The 1,275-nt window shown below is 52.4% G+C and carries 1 rRNA gene; it reads right to left on the bottom strand.

What is annotated here, in order from left to right:
* Positions 1–36: 36 nt before the first annotated feature.
* Positions 37–1,275 (bottom strand): 23S ribosomal RNA (locus tag MMY95_RS15565); the annotation flags it as partial.

Raw genomic sequence — 1,275 nt, 5'->3', positions numbered from 1 at the left:
ATCAAATATCTTCATATGAACCGGAACACCAATTACTTGGTTAAGTCCTCGACCGATTAGTATTAGTCCGCTTCATGCGTCACCGCACTGCCACTTCTAACCTATCTACCTGATCATCTTTCAGGGGTCTTACTTCCATAAAGGAATGGGAAATCTCATCTCGAGGTGTGTTTCACACTTAGATGCTTTCAGCGTTTATCACATCCATACGTAGCTACCCAGCGATGCGCCTGGCGGCACAACTGGTACACCAGAGGTATGTCCATCCCGGTCCTCTCGTACTAAGGACAGGTCCTCTCAAATTTCCTACGCCCGCGACGGATAGGGACCGAACTGTCTCACGACGTTCTGAACCCAGCTCGCGTACCGCTTTAATGGGCGAACAGCCCAACCCTTGGGACCGACTACAGCCCCAGGATGCGATGAGCCGACATCGAGGTGCCAAACCTCCCCGTCGATGTGGACTCTTGGGGGAGATAAGCCTGTTATCCCCAGGGTAGCTTTTATCCGTTGAGCGATGGCCCTTCCATACGGTACCACCGGATCACTAAGCCCGACTTTCGTCCCTGCTCGACCTGTCTGTCTCGCAGTCAAGCTCCCTTGTGCCTTTACACTCTGCGAATGATTTCCAACCATTCTGAGGGAACCTTTGGGCGCCTCCGTTACTTTTTAGGAGGCGACCGCCCCAGTCAAACTGCCCACCTGACACTGTCTCCCACCACGATTAGTGGTGCGGGTTAGAGTGGTCATACAGCGAGGGTAGTATCCCACCAACGCCTCCACCGAAACTAGCGTTCCGGTTTCTATGGCTCCTACCTATCCTGTACAAGCTGTACAAACACTCAATATCAAGCTACAGTAAAGCTCCATGGGGTCTTTCCGTCCTGTCGCGGGTAGTCCGCATCTTCACGGACAATATAATTTCACCGAGTCTCTCGTTGAGACAGTGCCCAGATCGTTACGCCTTTCGTGCGGGTCGGAACTTACCCGACAAGGAATTTCGCTACCTTAGGACCGTTATAGTTACGGCCGCCGTTTACTGGGGCTTCAATTCTGAGCTTCGCCGAAGCTAACCCATCCTTTTAACCTTCCAGCACCGGGCAGGCGTCAGCCCCTATACGTCATCTTACGATTTTGCAGAGACCTGTGTTTTTGATAAACAGTCGCCTGGGCCTATTCACTGCGGCTGATCTTGCGATCAGCACCCCTTCTCCCGAAGTTACGGGGTCATTTTGCCGAGTTCCTTAACGAGAGTTCACTCGCTCACCTTAGGAT

The sequence above is a fragment of the Lactiplantibacillus sp. ME-2 genome, from assembly GCF_022549155.1.
GTDB lineage: Bacteria > Bacillota > Bacilli > Lactobacillales > Lactobacillaceae > Lactiplantibacillus > Lactiplantibacillus plantarum.
This window is presented reverse-complemented; position numbering and strand designations above follow the sequence as displayed.